14 protein-coding genes are annotated in these 15,921 nt (G+C 61.9%); 13 read left to right on the forward strand and 1 reads right to left on the reverse strand.

Features of this window, described 5'->3' with window-relative positions; all coding sequences use genetic code 11:
* From EOA86_RS02990 to groL, 3 genes are all read left to right on the forward strand, one after another.
* On the forward strand, window positions 1–236 hold a 236-nt coding region (locus EOA86_RS02990; RefSeq protein ID WP_128340668.1), incomplete at its 5' end, for a hypothetical protein.
* Window positions 237–448: 212 nt separating this feature from the next.
* Window positions 449–1,666 carry a 5-aminolevulinate synthase gene (gene hemA, locus EOA86_RS02995; protein WP_127208051.1) on the forward strand — a complete coding sequence of 406 codons (1,218 nt, stop codon included), beginning with the start codon at window positions 449–451 and terminating at the stop codon, window positions 1,664–1,666.
* 54 nt (window positions 1,667–1,720) lie between these two features.
* Entirely contained in the window at window positions 1,721–3,364 is a 1,644-nt protein-coding gene (groL, locus tag EOA86_RS03000; RefSeq protein WP_128340669.1) for a chaperonin GroEL, read from the forward strand.
* 716 nt (window positions 3,365–4,080) lie between these two features.
* On the opposite strand, the gene EOA86_RS03010 is transcribed toward groL, so the two are convergent.
* A complete protein-coding gene (locus EOA86_RS03010; RefSeq protein WP_206629952.1) occupies window positions 4,081–5,277 on the reverse strand; it encodes an ROK family transcriptional regulator in 1,197 nt (398 codons plus the stop codon).
* 141 nt (window positions 5,278–5,418) lie between these two features.
* Here EOA86_RS03010 and EOA86_RS03015 point away from each other — a divergent pair, with 141 nt between their 5' ends.
* From EOA86_RS03015 to EOA86_RS03055, 10 genes are all read left to right on the forward strand, one after another.
* Window positions 5,419–6,684: an ABC transporter substrate-binding protein gene (locus EOA86_RS03015; protein WP_128340671.1), complete on the forward strand. Its 1,266-nt coding sequence runs from the start codon at window positions 5,419–5,421 to the stop codon at window positions 6,682–6,684.
* 61 nt (window positions 6,685–6,745) lie between these two features.
* A complete protein-coding gene (locus EOA86_RS03020) occupies window positions 6,746–7,492 on the forward strand; it encodes a sugar ABC transporter permease (RefSeq protein WP_348633315.1) in 747 nt (248 codons plus the stop codon).
* 17 nt (window positions 7,493–7,509) lie between these two features.
* The gene (locus EOA86_RS41405) at window positions 7,510–7,680 is read left to right on the forward strand and encodes a hypothetical protein (RefSeq protein WP_348633316.1); all 171 of its coding nucleotides are present in this window, start codon (window positions 7,510–7,512) and stop codon (window positions 7,678–7,680) included.
* Window positions 7,673–8,575, forward strand: a complete 903-nt coding sequence (locus EOA86_RS03025) for a carbohydrate ABC transporter permease (RefSeq protein WP_127208056.1) — start codon at window positions 7,673–7,675, stop codon at window positions 8,573–8,575. Before EOA86_RS41405 ends, EOA86_RS03025 begins: the two co-directional genes overlap by 8 nt.
* Window positions 8,576–8,585: 10 nt before the next feature.
* Window positions 8,586–9,683, forward strand: a complete 1,098-nt coding sequence (ugpC, locus tag EOA86_RS03030) for a sn-glycerol-3-phosphate ABC transporter ATP-binding protein UgpC (protein ID WP_065007049.1) — start codon at window positions 8,586–8,588, stop codon at window positions 9,681–9,683.
* A gap of 4 nt (window positions 9,684–9,687) precedes the next feature.
* On the forward strand, window positions 9,688–10,461 hold the full coding sequence (locus EOA86_RS03035; RefSeq protein WP_128340672.1) for an SDR family NAD(P)-dependent oxidoreductase: 774 nt from the start codon (window positions 9,688–9,690) through the stop codon (window positions 10,459–10,461).
* Window positions 10,462–10,501: 40 nt separating this feature from the next.
* Window positions 10,502–11,503: a TIM barrel protein gene (locus EOA86_RS03040; protein ID WP_128340676.1), complete on the forward strand. Its 1,002-nt coding sequence runs from the start codon at window positions 10,502–10,504 to the stop codon at window positions 11,501–11,503.
* A complete protein-coding gene (locus EOA86_RS03045) occupies window positions 11,500–12,312 on the forward strand; it encodes an SDR family oxidoreductase (protein WP_128340673.1) in 813 nt (270 codons plus the stop codon). Before EOA86_RS03040 ends, EOA86_RS03045 begins: the two co-directional genes overlap by 4 nt.
* Before the next feature lie 333 nt (window positions 12,313–12,645).
* Window positions 12,646–13,833: a magnesium transporter gene (locus tag EOA86_RS03050; RefSeq protein ID WP_128340674.1), complete on the forward strand. Its 1,188-nt coding sequence runs from the start codon at window positions 12,646–12,648 to the stop codon at window positions 13,831–13,833.
* 124 nt (window positions 13,834–13,957) lie between these two features.
* Window positions 13,958–15,921: SulP family inorganic anion transporter (locus EOA86_RS03055; RefSeq protein WP_164891535.1), on the forward strand; the 1,964-nt coding region annotated here is incomplete at its 3' end.

The following is a 15,921-nucleotide window of genomic DNA, read 5'->3' on the forward strand; positions in this document are numbered from 1 at the left end:
GGCATACAAAGGAAGCTTCGGAGCTTAAGGCATTGATCCTCGCGGATCTTCATAAGGAGCCGGGGTGCGGGCACGTTACCGATTTTGTGATTCAGCGGCTCGAAACCAAGGAGAACGGGGCAAACTGGACTGTCAAATATCTGGATCCTAATCAAGATAAGGTCTGCGAGACGATACTGATAAACATCGCGCGAATGTTGCAGCTCAACTTCGACCTTCCTGAACGCGGGTCGTGAGGAACGATGCGAGCAGGATCCGCGCGCATCGCGCTTCGACATAATTCGGATGCAAGCAGGGGAATCGGGCGATGGCGGAACCCACAGCGTTGCACACCGGCAAACCTGGCGGCGTAAAGAACGTCATTGCGTCGCGGCGATTTGGACCTCCGATGACCGGAGATGCGGGCGATAAGGCCGATGGGCAAGGCCGTATCTTAGGGCCACGCAATATGAGTTATGACGGTTTCTTTGCAGATGCGATCGCGCGTCTGCAGGAGGAACGGCGCTACCGTGTGTTCGCGGACCTTGAGCGCCTCGCCGGACGCTTTCCCAATGCCGTGTGGCATTCCCCGCATGGACCGAAGGACGTCGTGATCTGGTGCTCCAACGACTATCTCGGGATGGGACAAAACCCAAAAGTGGTCGCCGCCATGGTGGAGACTGCTACCCGCCTGGGAACGGGGGCCGGCGGGACGCGCAATATCTCCGGTACCAGCCATCCGCTCCTAGAGCTCGAGAGCGAGCTTGCCGATCTTCACGGCAAGGAGGCGGCGCTGGTCTTTACGTCCGGCTATGTTTCGAATCAGACTGGCATCTCGACCATCGCCAAGCTGATCCCCGGTTGTCTGATCCTGTCCGATGCGCTCAACCACAATTCGATGATCGAGGGCATCCGCCAGTCCGGTACGGAGAAGAGCATCTTCCGCCACAACGACGTCGATCATCTCGAGGAATTGTTGAAGGCGGCGGGTCCGGACCGGCCAAAACTCATCGTCTTCGAAAGTCTCTATTCGATGGGCGGCGACGTCGCGCCAATCAATCGCATTTGCGAAATCGCCGATCGGTACGGCGCAATGACCTATCTTGACGAAGTCCATGCTGTGGGCATGTACGGCCCTCGCGGCGCCGGCATCGCCGCGCGCGACGGCGCCATGAACCGGATCGATGTGATCGAAGGCACGCTCGCCAAGGCCTTCGGCTGCCTCGGCGGCTATATCACGGGAAGTGCTGTGCTGATCGATGCGGTTCGTTCCTATGCTCCGGGTTTCATCTTCACCACTGCGTTGCCGCCGGCGATCTGCGCAGCGGCCACAGCGGCGATCCGGCATCTGAAAACCTCGCAGTGGGAGCGCAAGCGCCAGCAGGACCGCGTCCGGCGGGTCAAGGCGGCGCTGGGTGCCGCTGCGCTGCCGGTCATCCTGAGCGACACCCATATCGTTCCGGTGGCAGTCGGCGATCCGGCGCAATGCAAAGCGGCGAGCGACCTGCTGCTGAGCGATCACGACATCTATATCCAGCCGATCAATTATCCGACCGTGGCGAAGGGAACTGAGCGGCTGCGCATCACGCCGACACCTTGTCATGAGGACATCATGATTGATCGGCTCGCAGCAGCTTTGTTCGATGTCTGGAATCGGCTCGGGCTGCCACGGGACAATCTCGCCTGAGCGGCCGAATGAAGCTTCGCCGTTCCCCGTAGATTAGGTCTAAGGATCAAGGAAATGGCTGCCAAGGAGATCATGTTTTCGTTCGAGGCTCGCGACAGAATGCTGCGCGGCATTGACACCCTGGCGAATGCGGTGAGCGTCACGCTTGGCCCGCGGGGGCGCAACGTCGCGATCGGCAGGGAGCACGGCGCGCCGCGGGTCACGAAGGACGGCGTGACCGTCGCCAGGGAAATCGAACTCGACAACAAGTTCGAGAACATGGGCGCCCAGATGGTGCGTGAGATAGCAACAAAAACCTCCTATCAGGCCGGCGACGGCACGACCACCGCCGTCGTGCTCGCGCATGCGATCGCCCGGGAGGGCGCCAAGGCGGTGGCCGCCGGCATGAATCCCATGGACCTGAAGCGCGGCATCGATTTCGCGGTCGAAGCCGTCGTCGCGGAACTCAAAAACAGTGCCACGAAGGTCACCTCGAACGTCGAGATTGCGCAAGTCGGCACCATCTCGGCCAACGGCGACAGGGAGATCGGCCGCTGCCTCGCCGACGCCATGAAGAGGGTCGGCAATGACGGCGTGATCACTGTCGAGGACGGGACGTCGCTCGAAACCGAACTCGAATTCGTCGAGGGCATGCAGTTCGACCGCGGCTATATCTCGCCCCATTTCATCACCAATCGCGCAAAGATGCGGGTCGAGATGCAGGATGCCTATGTCCTCATCAGCGAGAAGAAACTGTCCAGTCTGAACGAAATACTGCCGCTGCTGGAGAAGGTGGTGCAGGCCGGCAAGCCGCTGCTCATCATCGCCGATGATGTCGAGAGTGAGGTGATGGCGGCGCTGGTGGTCAACAAGTTGCGCGGCGCTCTCAAGGTTGCAGCCGTGAAGGCGCCGGCCTACGGAAACCTCCGCAAGGCGATGCTGCAGGATCTCGCACTGATGACCGGCGCAACGGTGATCTCGGAGGATTTGGGCATCAAGCTCGAGCATGCTTCCCTCGATATGCTCGGGCGCACCAAGAAGGTGATGATCGACAAGGCAAACACCACGATTGTCGGTGGCGCCGGCAAGCGGGAAAGGATCGAGGCCCGCATCGCCGAGATCAAGCTCGAGCTTGCGGAAACCACCTCCGATTTCGACCGCGAGAAGCTCCAGGAGCGGCTGGCCAGGCTCGCCGGTGGCGTCGCCGTTATCCGGGTCGGCGGTGCAACCGAGGTCGAGGTCAGGGAGAAGAAGGATCGCATCGATGACGCGATGAACGCGACAAGAGCCGCGGTTGCAGAGGGCATTCTCCCCGGCGGTGGGGTCGCCTTGCTGCGCGCCGGCAGGGCGCTCAAGAAGCTCAAGGGCAGCAACGAGGACCAGCAGGTCGGCATCGCGATCGTCAGGAAGGCGATCACCTGGCCGGCTCGGCAAATCGCGATCAATGCCGGCCTGGAAGGCTCGGTCGTCATCGCCGGGATCCTCGAAAACGACGACAACGCCTATGGCTACGATGCCCAATCGGGCGTGTACGGGGATCTGGTGTCAAAGGGCATCATCGACCCGGCCAAAGTGGTGCGAACGGCGCTCCAGGGCGCAGCCTCGGTGGCAGGCCTCCTCATCATGACGGAGGCCATGGTGGCCGAAGTGCCTGGCCCGCCGCCGCCGGAGCTTCCCGGTCACGAGCATCATCATCACGATATGGATTTGGATTTTTGACCGCTTCGCGGTCGTAATCCGGGCTCGCGGCAATCAACAATGATCTCGTCCGCTATCGAAGTGAGACAAATGGTCGAGGATCACGGTATCTAAGGTCGGCTCATGGCGCGAAGTTGCCGACCGAGATGGGTCAAATTGGCACAATTTGCCATCTGGAGCCGGAGCGAAGTCAACAGAAATGCGGCCATTGAGAGGAATATCTCTAGGTCGCAACCACCGTGACAACTTATATCATTTCTCGGTCATGCGGCCTTATATCCGAGGTTTTGTAACAAATTTGCCCGTCTCCCAACAATCGGGGCCAATTGCAGATCTGTCTCTTTCGCCAAACTCAGTTAATGCCCGAAACTATCGCGCTTGAACATGGCGCGATAGCTTCTGGCTGCCTCTACTAAATATCCGGCTGCTGCGCTTTCACCGGCCGGACTTTCCGCTGACGGAGGTCAGGGCCATGAGCAAGCTTCGCGCGTCCGGCCAGATATGTCTGTCGGCGCTGCTCGGCAATTCACCTCGTTTCTCCATCTCATAGATCGTGCTGTCAGCGAATGGGATGATCAACCTGAGTTCATGCCGCCTTATGGTCCGTGGCAGGCACGTCAGAACCGTTGCGGGACCGGAGCAGCCCACAGGATCGCTGTCCTCATCCTCGTGATTGGGCATCAATCGAGTGGGAGTAAGGGGCAATCGGTCGGCGCTATTCGGCGAGCAAGGCCGGATCATTGCAGTCGGCTGTTGTGTCGCAGCACGAGGCCGACTGCGCCCAGCAAAGCGTCGTTCTCTGTGTGCTTGCCAACAATTATCCGCGTGCGCAGGGCGGGCGCGACATCGCGGGACTTGATGAGCGTGTGGCGTTCATATGACGCGATCAGCGGTGCCAGGAGAATATCGCCCGCCAAAGCCATGCGGCCACCGATAATGATGAGTGGCGGATTGATCACCGAGCCGATCAAGCCAAGACCACGGCCGGCGAACTCGGCGGTGTCCTCGATCATCCGCAGCGCCCCGACGTCGCCCTGTTCAGCCATCATGATCACCTCGTCCATCGTGACCGGCCGCCGCACGATGCGCGAAATCTGCTCGAGCGGCCGGGCAAAGCTCGCATAAAGCTCGAGGCATCCGCGATTGCCGCACCGGCAAAGATCGCCGCTGGGATCCACGCTGATGTGCCCGAATTCGCCGGCACCGCCGGCGATGCCAGTCACCAGCCGGCCATGCTGGACAATGGCCCCGCCGACGCCCAGATCGATCTTGAACAGCACGAAATCATCTTGGCCGACAGCCGCGCCCCACATCAGCTCCGCAATGGCCGAGCAGTTGCTCTCGTTATCGGCGAAAATCGGCTGTTCGAGAACCGGCCCGAACACATCGCGGATGTTGACCCCGGCCCAGGTCGGAACAATACTCGCACGCTGCACCACTCCTTCGCGGCTGACAGGGCCCGAGACGGAAACCCCAACCCCCAGGAGCCCCGCCATCGGCAGACCGTTCTCTTCGTAGGATTGGGCAATTGCTGACTTGGCGAGCTGGGCCGCCTGTTGCGGTTGGTAGTCCAGACCCATGGGGATAGTTTGTTCGGTAATGACAGAATGCGAGACGTCGGCGACGACGCACCGCATCTCATCGAGGCCTAGGTGGATCCCGATACAGGTGCCCGCAGCGGGATTGAGTGTCAATGTCGTCGCAGGCCTGCCGATACCCCTGATCCCGTCATGGTGGGTCGAGGATTCGATCACCATTCCGGACTTTCTCAAGCCATTGAGCGCGGTTGAAACCGTCGACCGCGCCAAACCGGTGATGCGGGTAATTTGCGACGCAGAAAGCACGCCGCGCTCACGTAGACATAGAACGATCAGGCTCTCCGGTGACGCGGAGGGTCTGTCGATCAGCCAATTTCTAAGCGAAGGTTTGTTCATGATGAGCACAAAGGACGTTGACTGATAGCTCAAATATGTCATCTTGGAAAGAACGGAGATTACTGCATCTCCGTCTGCGACGAGCTCAATTGCGTCCACAGGCGGTCGATACGAACCGTAACATCACATGGGAGTGAAACGATGGAATACCTGAGGACGGCCCTTGCGGCCGCTGCGGCGTACACCTTTGTTGCGGGAGCCGCGTTCGCAGAGCCCAAGACCAACCTGTTGCATCAATGGGCGACCGGATCGGACGCCCAGGCTATCGCCAAGCTCGGCGAGATGTTTGCCGCCAAGGGTGGCACCTGGCAGCAGACCTCCATCGCGGGCCACACGGCCAACACGCTGGCGAAATTGCGCGCCGACGTGATCGCCGGCAATGCACCCCCCGCGGTGCAGCTCAAGGGACCCGAGATCGCCGAATGGAACGAGACCGGCATGACAGCCAATCTCGACGAACTGGCGACAGCGGAAAATTGGGAGAAGGTCGTCGCTCCCGAATTGCTGCCGGTGATGAAGCCGACCGGCAGCTGGGTAGCGGCGCCGATGAACATCCATCGCATCAACTGGCTGTGGGCATCGCCGAAGGTCATGCAGGAAGCAGGCGTCGCCGAAGTGCCGAAGACATGGACGGACTTCAACGCCGCCTGCGACAAGATCGTGGCGTCAGGCAAAATCTGCATCTCGCACTCGACCGCCGACTGGACCGATTCAACGGTCTTCGAGGTCGTTGTCTACGGAATGGATCTCGATCTCTTCAAGAAGGCCTTCGTCGAGGGTGACGTCGAGGCAATGCGCAGCGACGGCATTGTCAAGGCCTTCGAGCAGTTCCGCACGATGACGACGAAATATATGGACCCCGGCATGAACGGGCGCGACTGGGATACCATGTCGCATCTGGTCGGCCGCGGCGAGGCCGCTTTTCACATCATGGGCGACTGGACGCTCGGCCTGCTCACGGCCGGCGGCTTCAAGGAGGGCACCGACTATGTCTGCGCCCAGGCGCCGACTGATTGGGGCAAGCCGGGCTTCATCCTGAATTCCGACTCGGTCGTGTTCTTCCAGCAGAAGGATCCGGACTATGTCGAGGGGCAGAAACTGCTCGCCAGCACCATCCTGTCGCCCGAGTTCCAGACGATTTTCAATCAGACCAAGGGCTCGATCCCGGCCCGTCTCGACGTCGATCTTTCGAACGGCTTCAACCCCTGCCAGCAGCTCTCCCAGAAGGACCTGCAGGCGTCGATCGATGGCGGCACGCTTGTCCGTTCGATGGCGCATAACATGACGATCCCGCAGAAGGTGCGCGGTGCGATCATGGATACCGTCACTGAATTCGTCGCAACGCCGGATATGACCGCGCAGGACGCAGCTAGTGCCATGGCTGATGCGGCCGAAGCGCAGATGTGAAGAAGCTGCCGATGATGGCCGGGCGCCGGCGCCGCCCGGCCTGACTTCGCCGGAGCAGCCGATGTCCACACATGACCTGACTGTACCGGTTGCGTCTCCCGCAACCCCGTGGCGGGAGCGCCTGGGCACGATGGTGCCCATTCTGGTGCTGGCGCCGTCGCTTGCGGCGAGTTTCATCTATGTCTTCGTCTTCACAATTTGGACGCTGTATCTCTCGCTCTCCAACTCGTCGCTGATGCCGACCTATTTGTTCGTCGGTCTGGACAATTATGCTTCGCTCTGGGCGAACCGGCGCTGGAACATCGCCTATACCAACCTCTTCCTGTTCAGCGGCTTCTATATTGTCGGCTCGATGGCCATCGGACTGCTTCTGGCGATCCTGATCGACCAGCGCGTTCGCGGCGAGGCGGTTTGGCGTACCATCTTCCTCTACCCGCTGGCGGTGTCCTTCATCGTCACCGGTACGGTGTGGAGCTGGCTCTACAACCCCGTCGACGGCATCCAAGCCTTCGTGCGGGGGCTCGGCTGGACCGACTTCAGCTTCGCCCTGACGGCCAACCGCAACACCGCGATCTATGCGGTGATCATAACCGGTATCTGGCAGTCGTCCGGCTTCGCAATGGCGCTTTTCCTGGCTGGCCTGCGGTCGGTCGATCCGGATCTCGTCAAAGCAGCCCAGATCGACGGTGCGTCGGTTCCCGAACCTATCGGAAGGTCATCCTGCCGACGATCGCCCCGATTTTTTTGGCGGTGGCGGTCATTCAAATCCAGTTCGCCATCAAAACGTTCGACCTGGTGGCGGCGTTGACGCGGGGCGGGCCAGGTGTGTCCACTACATTCCCGGCGATCTACGTCTACGACCTGATGTTCCAGCGCGGGCAGATCGGCGAGGGTGCCGCTGCGGCGATGATGATGCTCGCCGCCCTTGCGGTTGTGCTGGTGCCCTATTCCTTGTGGATCGTTTGGCGCAGGCGGGCGGAGGGCCGCAATGGCTGAAATTGCCCCCAACCCCCGGCATGATCCCGAAGCGGCGGCGGCTACGCGGCGATATTTCTGGAACCGCTTTCTTACCTATGCGGTGCTGACGCTTTTCGCTGTCATCTACCTGGCACCGCTGCTGGTCGTGGTCTTCAACTCGTTGCGGGAGCAGTCGGAGATTGCCCGCAACGGCCTCATCTCGCTGCCGCGCAGCTTCCGCCTCGACGCGTGGGCGGAGGCTTGGGGTACTTACTGCGTCAGCGGCACCTGCGAAGGCATGAAGCGCAACTTCTTCAACTCGCTCTGGATGACGATTCCCGCGACGGTCATCTCCACGCTTCTCGGCGCCATGAACGGCTATGTGCTGTCGAAATGGCGCTTCAAGGGCTCGGAAATTCTGTTCAATCTGATGCTGCTCGGCGTCTTCATGCCCGGCCAGATCTCGCTCATGCCGTGGGCGTTCCTGCTCGGCAAACTCGGCCTAACCAATTCGACATACGGGCTGGTCTTGATTCACGTCGTCCAGGGCATTTCGTTCACGACCCTGTTCTGCCGCAATTTCTACGTCAGCATACCGGACGACCTCATCAAGGCGGCACGCATCGACGGCGCCGGCTTCTGGCGGATTTTCCGCAAGATCATCCTGCCCCTGTCGCCGCCGATTTTGATCGTCACCGTCATCTGGCAATTCACCGGCATCTGGAACGAGTATCTGTTCGGGGTCGTCTTCACCTCCGGCCAGCAGCAGCCGATTACGGCGGCATTGGTCGCGCTCACTGCCGGCGGCACGACCGCCCGTGCTTACGATGTGATGAGCGCAGCCGTGCTGATCGGCGCGCTACCGCCGTTGCTGATCTACCTGTTCGGTGGAAAATACTTCGTGCGCGGCCTGACGCAGGGCGCCATCAAATGAGGCATCGCCCATGTCCGCGCTGATGATCCGCGACCTTCACAAGAGCTATGGCGGCCTCGAGATTCTGGCCGGCATCAATCTCGAGGCGCGGACCGGGGAATTCATCGCCCTTGTCGGTCCCTCCGGCTGCGGCAAGTCAACCTTGCTCGCCATGATCGCCGGCCTGGAAACCGTCACGTCGGGTGAGATCTGGATTGGCGACCGGCTGGTGAACTCCGTGCAGCCCAAGGACCGCGACATAGCGATGGTGTTCCAGTCATACGCCCTCTATCCCACGATGACGGTGCGCCAGAACATCACCTTCGGCATGGAAAGCCGAGGCGTGCCCAAAGCGGAGCAGGCAGAAGCGGTAAAGCGGGTTGCCGCACTCCTGCAGATCGAGCAGTTGCTCAACCGCAAGCCCGGGCAATTGTCGGGTGGCCAGCGGCAGCGCGTTGCGATGGGGCGCGCCCTGGTACGCGACCCGAAGCTGTTTTTGTTTGATGAGCCCTTGTCCAACCTCGACGCCAAGCTGCGCGTGGACATGCGCACCGAAATCAAGAAGCTTCACCACCGCGTCGGCAAGACGACTGTGTACGTCACCCACGATCAGGTCGAGGCGATGACGCTCGCGTCCCGTATTGCGGTGATGAACCAGGGCTCGGTGCAGCAGTTCGACACGCCGAAGCGGATCTATGACCGGCCGACCAACATGTTCGTAGCCGGTTTCATGGGATCGCCGGCGATGAATTTCATCCCCGCCCGGCTTACCGGCACAACCAGCATCGCGGTGCGCGCTGCTGACGGCAGCGACGCCACTCTTGCCCTTGCCGCTCCGCTGCCTGTCGGTGCGCCAAAGGACGTGGTGCTGGGTGTTCGGCCCGAACACATCTACCGCTTCACGACCGACTTGAAGTCGCGCAAACCGGCTGTGCAGTCGATGCAGGCGCCCGTCGAACTGGTCGAACCGACGGGGGCCGAGACACTTGCCGTCCTCAGGCTAGGCGACCTGGAGATCACTGGCCGTTTCGAGCCGGATGACGCTCCCATCATGGGCGAGACGATAACGCTCGGCATCGACATGTCGCGCGCCTGTCTGTTCGATCCAACAACCAAGGCGCTTCTGTGATCTCATGTCCAAACAATTCGCGACTTATCCGAGCTTGACCGATCGCGTCGTGCTGATCTCCGGCGGTGCCTCCGGGATCGGGGCCGATATGGTCCGCGCTTTCGTGGCGAATGGCGCCCGCGTGAGCTTTCTCGATGTGCAGGATGAACCCGCGGAGGCATTGGTGCGCGAGCTCAGCGGTGCCGGTGGGCGAGCTCCGTTGTACCTCCACTGCGACGTGACCGACGTCGCTGCGCTGCAGGCGTCGGTCGAAGGCGTACGCGCGCAGCTTGGTCCGGTCGCCGTCCTGGTGAACAACGCTGCCGATGATCATCGCCATGCGGTTGACGCGGTGACAGCCGAATATTGGGATCGCAGCTTCGACGTCAATCTCCGGCATCACTTCTTCGCCGCGCAGGCGGTGCATCCGCATATGAAGGAACTCGGCTTCGGCTCGATCATAAACTTCTCTTCCATCGCCTGGCGTTTCGGGGCGGACCAGATGGTGGCTTATGCCACCGCCAAAGGCGCTGTGGTGGCGCTGACGCGCGCGCTGGCGCGGTCGTTCGGATCCGACAACATCCGCGTCAATGCAGTCGAACCCGGCGCTGTCATCACCGAGCGGCAGCGCGCGTTGTGGTTCAAGACGCAGGACGCGATCGACCAGACGGTGCAGCGGCAATTGATCCGCCGCGTCCTGCTGGGTGAAGAGATTGCACGGACCGTCCTCTTCCTTGCCGCCGATGACAGCCGCATGATCACGAAGCAGTCCATCGCCGTGGATGCGGGTCTGCGCTGATGCGATCGCTTCCACATCTTTCAACGGGACTACCAAATTGATGCTTCGTCTCGGCCTCAATCCTTTCGGGCTGACCTACCATCTCGGCTTGCAGGGCCGCGGTACGCCGCGGCACAATCCGGATGGGGCGGGGCTGGAAGGCTTCATAGCGCTCGCGCAGGAACTCGGCGCACGCACGCTCGAGATCTACGAACCGTGGTTGACCGATTTGCCGGACGCCGAGGTCGTCGACCTGCGCAGGCGTCTGACCGCGCTAGACGTCGTCCCGGTGGTAAGTGGCCGACTTCTCGTGGCAGGTCCGTTGGACAACGCATTTCGGGCTGCGCGCCTGCTCGAGGCGACAACGATCCGTATCGCACTGACCCCAGTCCTGTGCGGCGACCGCAACGTCTGGGGCGCGAAATGGAGCGAGTTCAACGCGACGATCCGCGCTGCCTTGACGGAATGGGGACCGCGTGCGGCGGCTGAGGGCCGCGTGCTCGGCATCGAGAACCATCAGGATTTCGGCAGCGACGAACTGGTCGCGTTCTGCGAACTCGGCGGGCCCGGTGTCGGCATCACCTACGATACAGGCAACGCGTTCCCTGTCGGCGAGGCACCGCTTTCCTTCACCCGGCGGATCGCGCCGCATGTCCGCCACGTTCACCTCAAGGACTATCGCGTGCAGTTCACGGATGAGGGCTACCGTCTGGTCCGCTGCGCGATCGGCGATGGCGCCGTGCCATTCGCCGAACTGGCAGCCATCCTCGCCGAGCACCATGATACGCTGACGGCCGTGCTCGAGCCAGGCGCGCTGGAGGCCCGTCACGTTCGCTGTCTCACCGACGACTGGTGGAACGGATATGCGCCGAAGACCGCGCGCGAGTTCGCGGCCTGCCTGAGTGCTGCGCGCGTGAACCGTCTTGCGGACGACGCCGACTACCGGACGCCGTGGGAGCGCGACGATGACGGCGCGCTCGTTTCGTATGAGCTCGACATGATCCGGCGCAGCGCCGCCAACATGAAGAAGTTCGATTTCATTGCAATGGAGAAATCAGCATGACTGCCCGAGAACTCAGTGGCCTGACTGCCTTCGTGACTGGCTCGGGACGTGGCCTCGGCCGTGTGATGGCCGAACGCTTGGCCGAACTTGGCGCAAACGTCGCGATTCACGATCTCGATTGGACCCGGCCATCCCAATATGGCGAATTCGCAGACCTCGGCGAATCCGCCAGGGGTTTGGAAAAGCATGGGACACGAGTGACCGCGGTCACGGGCAACATCGGCGACAAGCAAGCCGTCGCCGAAATGAAGAGGAAGATCGAGGCGGACCTCGGCGATGTGCATGTTCTGGTCAACTGCGCCGGCGGCGACATCGGCGCCAAGGGGGTAAAGCCCAGTCCCAACAACGCGCTCGACATCGACTATGATGACATCAAGGTTCTGACCGAGAACAATCTTATCGGTACGATGCTGGTCTGCCAGGCGTTCATTCCGCCTATGGTCAATCGCGGCTCAGGCTCGGTGATCAACATTGCCTCGGCGGCAGCGCATATCGGATGCTCGCCGGAGGTGGTCTACTCCACGCTTAAGGCTGCCGTCGTCCATTATACGCGCTGCCTGGCCAAGGAATTGATCGACGATGGCGTGCGCATCAATGCGGTGAGCCCCGGCGCCACCAAGACGGCACGCTTCCAGGCGAGCCGCGTCGTCGATCCGGAGCGTATGGACTCGAGCAAGAAATCGCTGAACCGATATGCCGAGCCCGAAGAGATCGCCGAAGCGGTCGCCTTCCTCGCCGGTCCGCGCGCGCGCTTCATCAATGGGCAGGTCATTCGCGTCGATGGCGGTTTCACCATCTTCCCAGGTTAAAGCGCGGCCGTTCACACCGGAAACTGTCGGGCTGAGCGCACCCCAATGAACAGGGCCACGACGGCCCATTGCCGACCTTACTTCGCCGCTGGGTTGCGACGTGCTCGCGGAGCCGGTGAATTTCGGCAACACGACAATTCGCTTGGCGACACGCTGACGTTACAGCCCGCCTGTATGCACCCACGCAATGGCTCAGATTTGTCTGGGTTCGGTCTACTCGGCGCCCTGAGAAGGCGAAGATTTCCGGATCGAGGCGCTTGGGCCACCGTGCGCCTGGGCAGAGCGAACCGGTGCGGTCTTTAAGCTCAAGAGGCGCAACATTAGAGGGGAACGATGAGGCAAGAGAACGACATTCAGAAGTTGGTGCGCACGCTGCGTGCTCGAGCACCTGACGACGCGGCTGAATTGCTAGCCCGAGAGTCTCCCGAGTTCATCCGCGACGCACTAAAGTTGTTACCGGATAGGCACGCCCGGAAGGTGGCGGAGTATTTGCCACCGCAAAGGAGGCCCATCAAAACTCATACCGACGGAAAGGATCTCGCGATCCCCGAGGCAATCGTCGAGCTGATGGACCCGATCCCCGCCAGCGTTGCTGTCGGGACGACGGTAGCCGCCGCGGTCGAGGCCGTCAGGCGCGCGCAGGTGCCGACCGAGTTGACTTACCTCTACATCACGGACGAGGGCGATAAACTGGTTGGCCTGGTGGTCTTGCGCGATCTGATGCTGAGCGAGGCCGACGCGACGGTGGATCAGATCATGCTGGCAAGTCCGTTCGCCCTTCACGTCGATATGCCTTTGAGCGAAGCCTGCAAGGCGGCGGTACGCCGTCACTACCCTGTCTATCCCGTGGTGGACGCGGAGAACCGGCTGCTCGGGCAGGTTCGCGGCTGGCGGCTGTTCGAGCAGCAAATCATCGAGATTTCTGCCCAGCCTGGCCAGATGGTGGGTGTCCAGAAGGAGGAGCGTTCTTTCACGCCGCTGTTTTCAGCCTTCTTGAAACGTCATCCGTGGCTGCAGCTCAACCTGCTGACGGCCTTCATAGCCGCTTTCGTGGTCGGCTCGTTCACAGGCACGATCGAGAAGATCGTCGCCTTGGCGGCGTTCCTCCCGGTGTTGGCCGGACAGAGCGGAAACACCGGCTGCCAGGCGCTGGCTATTACGCTGCGTGGCCTCGCCTTAGGGGATGTGGACAAACGACCGAAGCTGCACCTGGTGCTGAAGGAGGGAGCGCTCGGGATCGCCAACGGCCTGCTCGTCGGTCTCGTGGCGGCCGCGGCCATGTGGTTCTACGCCTCGCAGCAACCGGAGTCGGCATCCCAGGCGCCCATGCTGGCACTTGTGATCCTGCTCGCCATGTCCGGATCGTGCCTCATGTCCGGGATCTCCGGCGTGCTGATCCCGTTGGGCCTGCGGCGGGTCGGCGCCGATCCGGCCGTGGCTTCCGCGATCTTCCTTACCACGGTGACCGATATTGTAGGCATGGGCCTGATGCTGGGGCTGGCCACTACGCTCGTGCTGTAGTGGGTCGCGGCCGCGGACGCGTGCCGACATTAAGGATGGCGTTGGCGGGATCACTGCCGTGAGGTTGTAGGGGCTTTGAATGGTGGTTGAGCAGGTTGGGACACAGACGGATTTTGCGCGCCGCTTGAGCGCCGGGCTGGGCGTTCTGGCCCAGGAACTGACCGCAGGTGTGACGACGGCTGGCGTAGCGCTGCCAATGTGCATCTCCTCCGGCGTCCTTGCCCTTTCGCCGCTCGGCGAGGATCGGGTGGCGGAAGGCGCGCTTGCCGGCGTCATCGCGGCCATTGTCGGCGGCATCGTCGCTTCCGTGTTTCAACGGTCGTCCTTCGTGACGACCATGCCCAGCAACTCACTGATCCAGGCCAGCCTGCTGGGATCCTTGCTCGTCGCTCTCGACGGCAACACGACCCAGGCGCTGCTTGCTTTCGTCGGATGCGTAATGCTGGCCGGCTTCTGGATGATCTTCATCGGGGCGACCGGACTCGCCCGAATCGTCAAGCTTGCCCCCCACCCGGTTGTCGCCGGGTTCATCTCGGGCGTTGGCATCCTGATCATCAAGAGTCAGACCCCGGTGCTTCTCGCGGTCTCGTCCTGGAGTGGGGTCGCGGCGGCAGATTTCAGCCTCGCTACTCTGACAAGACTTCCCTTCGGTCTTGCGCTGATCGCGACCATGGTGGTGATCACGCGACATGCACCCAGGATTCCGGCGCTGCTTGCCGGCCTGCTGATCGGCTATCTGATCTACCATGCTGCCCGTCTGTGGGCGCCCGGCATTGAGCTCGGCCCCGTTGTCGGCACGATCGATCTGGGCGGTTGGGCGCCGATAGGCCTACACGACGCTGCCATCGCACTCCGGCTCGGGTTCGGAGATATCTGGTGGACCCTGATCGCCGGCTCGTTGACCCTGGCGATCGTGGGAACGCTTGACACGGTCTTCACCCTCCGCACGGCGCGCAATCTGGCTGACATTCAGATCGGTCCGGACCGCGCCCTTGTCGGGCTGGGCATCGCCAACCTTGTCTCCCCTATTATGGGCGGGCTGTTCGTCTCCACGTCAGCCTCGCTGACTGCCGCCAACCATCGTGCCGGTGGGCGCACGCGCGCCTCGACATTTGCGAGCCGGGCGGTGCTGCTTGCGGCCATCCTTGCGTTCCCGGGTCTGATCTTCTCGATGCCGCTGGTTGTGCTGGCCGCCATTCTGGTTTTCGTCGGCATCAATACCATAGACCGTTGGGCGCTGCGGACCGCGCGCCAGGCACTCTTCGGCAAGGATGCGACGGGCCGCATCCAGGCACAGCGCAATATCGGCGTAGTCGCTACGGTGGCGCTCGCCACAGTGCTTGGCCAACCCGTTGTCGGCGCCGTGGTCGGCGTGGCGCTGGCCTGCATCGTCTTCATGATCGAAATGAACCGGCCCGTGGTGCGGCGAAATGAGATAGTCGGCAAGACGCGCTCCAGGCGCATCCGTTCCACAGCTCAGAACGAGTTGCTGGCGGCCCACGAGCGGGAGCTTGCAGTCTTCGAGCTGCAGGGGGTGCTATTCTTTGGCAATGCCGATGAGCTCGCGGAGGAGATCGACCGGCTGCCCATCGCCGTGCGGGTGATCATTCTCGATTTCCGCGCCGTCAGCGACATCGACGCCTCCGGCGCATTGACATTGCAGCAGATCGCCGCTCGGTGCGCCAGGCGTGGTCAGCGGTTGTTCTTCAGTGACCTCAAGGATGCCCAGGTTCTGGAGGAGTGCACGTCGCAACCTAATGGACCGAATATCTACCCCGACCTCGAAACAGCGCTGGAGCGCTTCGAAGAGGAAATCGTGCAGCGGACCGACAGTGCAGCCCGCTCCGTGATAGAGGTGCCACTCGAACGCACCGATTTCGGCATGACCACGCAGCCGGAAGATTTGAAGGTGCTGATGAGCTATCTCGACCACGTCGAATTCCCGAAGGGCGCAGTGCTGTGCCGCGCTGGCGATCCGGCGGACCGACTGTGGATGCTGACGCGCGGCGGTATCAGCGTCTGGGTAATTACGCCTGGCGGGCGGCGCCGGCTGGCGAGCATCGGGGCTGGATGCACAGTGGGCGAAAT

This window comes from Mesorhizobium sp. M5C.F.Ca.IN.020.32.2.1 (assembly GCF_004023105.1).
Classification (GTDB): Bacteria; Pseudomonadota; Alphaproteobacteria; order Rhizobiales; family Rhizobiaceae; genus Mesorhizobium; species Mesorhizobium wenxiniae.

Bases quoted from the DNA above. Each gene is read 5' to 3' on its own strand.
- groL (WP_128340669.1), top strand. From the start codon at position 1,721: ATGGCTGCCAAGGAGATCATGTTTTCGTTCGAGGCTCGCGACAGAATG.
- EOA86_RS03050 (WP_128340674.1), top strand. From the start codon at position 12,646: ATGAGGCAAGAGAACGACATTCAGAAGTTGGTGCGCACGCTGCGTGCT.
- EOA86_RS03035 (WP_128340672.1), top strand. From the start codon at position 9,688: ATGTCCAAACAATTCGCGACTTATCCGAGCTTGACCGATCGCGTCGTG.
- EOA86_RS03015 (WP_128340671.1), top strand. From the start codon at position 5,419: ATGGAATACCTGAGGACGGCCCTTGCGGCCGCTGCGGCGTACACCTTT.
- EOA86_RS03045 (WP_128340673.1), top strand. From the start codon at position 11,500: ATGACTGCCCGAGAACTCAGTGGCCTGACTGCCTTCGTGACTGGCTCG.
- EOA86_RS03010 (WP_206629952.1), bottom strand. From the start codon at position 5,277: ATGAACAAACCTTCGCTTAGAAATTGGCTGATCGACAGACCCTCCGCG.
- EOA86_RS03025 (WP_127208056.1), top strand. From the start codon at position 7,673: ATGGCTGAAATTGCCCCCAACCCCCGGCATGATCCCGAAGCGGCGGCG.
- hemA (WP_127208051.1), top strand. From the start codon at position 449: ATGAGTTATGACGGTTTCTTTGCAGATGCGATCGCGCGTCTGCAGGAG.
- EOA86_RS03040 (WP_128340676.1), top strand. From the start codon at position 10,502: ATGCTTCGTCTCGGCCTCAATCCTTTCGGGCTGACCTACCATCTCGGC.
- ugpC (WP_065007049.1), top strand. From the start codon at position 8,586: ATGTCCGCGCTGATGATCCGCGACCTTCACAAGAGCTATGGCGGCCTC.
- EOA86_RS03020 (WP_348633315.1), top strand. From the start codon at position 6,746: ATGTCCACACATGACCTGACTGTACCGGTTGCGTCTCCCGCAACCCCG.